Annotated in this window: 4 protein-coding genes and 1 pseudogene; all 5 read left to right on the top strand. The window is 49.1% G+C overall.

The features are described 5' to 3' along the window. Positions 1 to 289 precede the first annotated feature (289 nt). The 5 genes and pseudogenes from BM058_RS17825 (at position 290) to BM058_RS17840 (ending at position 4,371) form a co-directional block, all read left to right on the top strand. Positions 290 to 952 (top strand): peroxiredoxin, encoded by a 663-nt coding sequence (locus BM058_RS17825; protein WP_079474050.1) that lies wholly within the window; start codon positions 290 to 292, stop codon positions 950 to 952. A 175-nt stretch (positions 953 to 1,127) separates the two neighbouring features. Then, a complete protein-coding gene (locus BM058_RS17830) occupies positions 1,128 to 2,474 on the top strand; it encodes a cytochrome ubiquinol oxidase subunit I (RefSeq protein WP_079474051.1) in 1,347 nt (448 codons plus the stop codon). Further along, on the top strand, positions 2,471 to 3,487 hold the full coding sequence (locus tag BM058_RS17835) for a cytochrome d ubiquinol oxidase subunit II (RefSeq protein ID WP_079474052.1): 1,017 nt from the start codon (positions 2,471 to 2,473) through the stop codon (positions 3,485 to 3,487). Before BM058_RS17830 ends, BM058_RS17835 begins: the two co-directional genes overlap by 4 nt. Positions 3,488 to 3,490: 3 nt before the next feature. After that, on the top strand, positions 3,491 to 3,598 hold the full coding sequence (gene cydS / locus BM058_RS18935) for a cytochrome bd oxidase small subunit CydS (RefSeq protein WP_407690195.1): 108 nt from the start codon (positions 3,491 to 3,493) through the stop codon (positions 3,596 to 3,598). Positions 3,599 to 3,613: 15 nt separating this feature from the next. Then, positions 3,614 to 4,371, top strand: a pseudogene (locus BM058_RS17840) (sulfite exporter TauE/SafE family protein). The last annotated feature ends 517 nt before the right edge of the window (positions 4,372 to 4,888 follow it).

Consider the following 4,888-nt stretch of genomic DNA (forward strand, 5'->3'; position numbering starts at 1 on the left):
GTTTGTCAGCGCATCCATCGTACCGCAGATTTGGGAGTTCTGTCTTTTTATGAACATGTATGGAATTTTTTTCTATGGATTATGCAACTTCAGAGAAACATCATCATAACAGTATTTATAAATCCTCAGTATACTTATCAATATGCTTATATACCCATACCCGTAATGTTAACATTCAATGACAATTCTGATGAAATCAGAAATTGACGTTTTCAATGTGATATATATTGGCTATAGGCTTCCTAAAAACCATTATTAATAATTTTAGAAAAAAGGAGATGATCAATTTATGGAACAACAAGAACAACAAACACAAGGCCAAGGCCTTCCGCGTATTGGGGAGCAGGCACCTGTTTTCGATGCGGTAACGACGCACGGAAATATCTCGCTGAACGATTATTCCGGGCAGTGGCTCGTCCTCTTTTCCCATCCGGCAGACTTTACACCAGTGTGTACGTCGGAATTTGTCGCTTTTCAGGAGGTGTACGGGCGATTGAAAGAAATGAACACCGAATTGCTGGGGCTCAGCATTGACAGTGTAAGTTCGCACATCGCCTGGGTCCGCAACATCGAAGAAAATTTCCAGACAACAATTGAATTTCCGATCATTGCGGATCTGGATCAAAAGGTCGCTACCCAGTATGGCATGGTCATGCCGGAATCTACCGGCACAGAAACGTCCCGGGCGGTCTTTGTCATTGATGACAACCAAAAAATCCGGGCCGTGATTTACTATCCTCTCTCCACCGGACGAAACATGGAAGAAATTGTCCGTCTCGTCGAAGCGCTGCGCACCACGGATGAGCATGGCGTTTCCACACCGGCCAACTGGAACTCCGGAGACAAAGCCATCGTGAGTCCGCCGAAGACCAAAGAAGAAGCGCAAGAGCGGATGAACAGCGATGAATACGACTGTGTGGATTGGTACTACTGCCAAAAAGACATCAAATAAGGAATAGGCTCCCGGCGAGGTCAGCCGAGGGTCTTTGCCTCGTTTCAAGGAGGTCTTCAGCGTGGGAGAAAATCAGGAAAAAAAGCTGGCCATTGTGGCCTTTATTGCTGCTTCGTTATTTTTACTTTCATTAATTGGACGGCTATTTTCATAGCTGATCCTGAGGGAGGATACCATGATTGATTATGATCCGGCCACCTACAGCCGTATTTTGACAGGATTAACATTAGGATTTCATATTATCTTTGCTTCCATTGGGGTTGGAGTACCGTTAATGATTGCCCTCGCCGAGTGGACCGGCCTCCGGAAACGGGACCCCCACTATACCCTGCTCGCCCGCAGATGGGCCCGGGGGTTTGTGATCACCGTCGCCGTCGGGGTGGTAACCGGGACGTCGATTGGCTTACAGTTGAGTCTGCTTTGGCCCAATTTTATGGAGCTCGCCGGTCAGACGATTTCTCTGCCGTTATTTATGGAAACTTTCGCCTTTTTCTTTGAGGCTATCTTTTTAGGCATTTATTTATATACATGGGACCGGTTCAAATCGGGGTGGCGTCATTTTTTACTCGTCATCCCCGTGGTGATCGGCGCCTCGTTATCGGCCTTTTTTATCACTACCGTCAATTCCTTTATGAATCAGCCGCAGGGCTTTGAACTCGTAAACGGGGTGCTCACCGATATTAATCCTCTGGTGGCGATGTTCAACCCGGCCACCCCGACGAAAACGGCTCACGTTATTATTACCTGTTACCTGGCATCCGCGTTTGTGCTGGGGGCCATAGCGGCCACCAAAATGATTCGGGGCAATCGTCATGCTTATCATAAAAAAGCGCTCCACCTGACCATGGTGTCCGCTTTCGTGTTCGCAGCAGCTACAGCCGCGATTGGCGATCTGTCCGGCAAGTATCTGGCGGAATATCAGCCGGAAAAATTAGCCGCTGCCGAATGGCATTTTGAAACGGAGGAACAGGCACCGCTGATTGTCGGGGGGTTTTTAGCAGACAACCAGGAGGTCACCGGGGCACTGGAAATCCCCTATGCCCTTAGTATTCTCGCCCACAGCAACCCCAACGAAGAAGTAATTGGCTTAAATGAATTCCCGGAATCCGACACCCCTCCGTTATATATTCATTACTTATTTGACGGCATGGTGGGCATTGGCATCTATTTGCTGGCGATTTCTTTTATGTATTTACTCATTCGCCGGATAAAGCCGGCCTGGCAATATAATAAATGGCTGATGCGCGGCATTGTCGCCGGTGGGCCGTTAGGCATTTTAGCCATCGAATTCGGGTGGGTATTCGCCGAGGTTGGACGCCAGCCCTGGATTTTGCACCAGATCATGCGTACGCCGGAAGGAGCGACCACGGCCGAACACGTAGATATCATGCTTTACTTGTTCATTGCCCTGTATATCGCCCTCGGAGTGACTGCCACTGTAGTACTCCGCCGGATGTTTAAAGAAAATCCAGCCGCTCATGAACTCGAACAGCGGTACGGGGACAGGAGGGATGACAAATGAACCTGGAAATCCTCGGCATGGGCGTGCTTTGGCTGTTTTTGTACGGCTACATGATCGTCAGTTCGATTGATTTTGGCGCTGGTTTTTTCCACTTCTTTAATAAGATTTCGCGGAAGGACCACCAGGTCAATTCGCTCATCCAGCGCTATTTGTCTCCCGTATGGGAAGTCACCAACGTCTTTTTCGTCTTTTTCTTTGTCGGCATCGTTGGCTTTTTTCCATCGACCGCCTACTATTTTGGCACTGCCTTACTGGTGCCGGTCAGTATCTCGATCGTGCTGATTGCGATTCGCGGGTCATATTACGCTTTTAATACGTACGGAGCCAAAGACAGCCCTGTCTATTCATTTTTATACGGAGCAACGGGTCTTTTAATCCCCGCTTCGCTGACCATCGCCCTCACCATTTCCGAGGGCGGGTACGTCAATGTTTCCAACGGGCAGGTTCGCCTGTTATACGGCGAATTATTTTCCAGTTTGTATGCCTGGAGTGTCGTGATTCTGGCGATCATCAGCGTGCTGTTTATCTCTTCTGCCTTTTTGCAGTACTACGCCCACAAAGCGGGTGATAACACGTCGTATCGATTATTTCGCCGGTATACCCTGTTCTGGTCCCTGCCAACGATCCTTGCCAGCGGCCTCGTCTTTATCGGTATTCGTCAGCACAACCCGGAACATTTTTCCAGCATGCTGAATATCTGGTGGATGTTTGGGCTTTCGTTCCTGTTTTTCTCCTTGGTCGTCTATCTCAGCTACCGGGGCAAGCGATTAGGAACAGCTTTTGTGTTCGTCATGCTGCAATATTTCAGCGCGTGGTTCGGCTACGGTGCCTCCCATCTGCCATGGCTTCTGTATGATGAGTTGACCATTTATGATGGGTTCGTTAATCAGACGATGGCCTGGTCGCTGATCACTGCGTTTATTGCCGGCTTTTTATTACTCATTCCCTCGCTGTATTTGCTCATGCGGTTATTTTTATTTGATGCCGCCTACATTCGAGGAGAAAGGAAGTAACCTATGGAATTTTTTCTAGTTATGATTGCCCCCCATTTGATTTTGGCTGGCGCCGTTCTCGGGGTGTTTGCCTGGTTTGGCCGTCGGCCTGCATCGGAAGAGAAGGAATAGAAAGAAGGCGAAAGCATGACCGTCTCGTTTTTGATTACGGTTTTTGTGTTAGGAGCGGTGGGCTCCTACATTTCCGGACTGGTTGGCGTCGGCGGCTCCATTATCAATTACCCGCTGCTGTTGTATGTGCCGGCGCTGCTCGGCGTTGGCTCGTTTACCGCCCATGATGTATCCGGGGCGATTGCGGTGCAGGTGTTGTTTGCGACCATTGGGGGCGTATGGGGCTATCGAAAGGGCTCGTACCTGCATGCCTCCCTGATCGGATACATGGGCACCAGTATTATCATCGGCAGTTTACTCGGGTCCCTGTTTTCCGGGGCGTTTTCCGAAAACATGATTAACATCACCTATGCTCTGCTGGCGACCATTGCTGTCATCATGATGGTGCTTCCGCAGCAACCCATGCAGCAGGAAGCACAGGAATCCGTATCGTTTTCTCGGTGGATTGCTGCCAGCAGTGCGTTTGTCGTAGGCATCAGCGCTGGCATTGTCGGAGCGGCAGGCGCTTTTATTCTCGTGCCCATCATGCTGGTGGTTTTAAAAATTCCCACCCGGGTTACCATTGCGACTTCGCTCGCCGTCACTCTTATTTCTTCTATCGGCACTAGTGCCGGCAAGCTGATCACCGGCCAGGTGCCCTTCCTGCCAGCCGTCGTGCTCATTGTGGCGTCGCTGCCGCCCCATTGGGGACCAAAACAGCCCGGCATGTCCAAGCTAAATGGCTGCAACGCGCCCTTGCGGTACTGTTGCTGGGGGTAGCCGTGGAAATGTGAATTCAAATGCTGATCTAGAATACCTCCCCCTTATTTTTTTGTCGGGGGGGTGTTCCTAGTTCTTCCGCCTGTTGCCGATAGACGTCCAACATATTCTTTTGTTGATGGTTGGTCGCTTCCATCAGGGAAGACCTGTTTCATTATACTGTAGCTACATCGAAATCTATCAGCAATACTGTCGAGGATCTCGAAGCCAATCTGAAAGCTATTGATTTTGGCGTGCTCTGGCATTTGGACCCTTTTTTAACTCGTAAAAGAAGAAAGCGCCAGCCTGAGCGAGGCTGGCGCTTTCCACGACTACTTACATAGGGACAATCATACCTGAATCCGTGATAATATCTTTCGACATACCCTTCAAAACCTTGATAAAATAGGGGATAAGATCCTATTCATCTTATTGGATGAATGCACCCGGAAGGTGAAAAAATGAAACGTCGATTTGATATCCAATTAACGGATAATTATATTATATCTGCCAGTGGACTTCTCTTGATAGGGGAACTTCTTCAATCCTTGA

Source organism: Salibacterium qingdaonense, assembly GCF_900114715.1.
Lineage (GTDB): Bacteria > Bacillota > Bacilli > Bacillales > Marinococcaceae > Salibacterium > Salibacterium qingdaonense.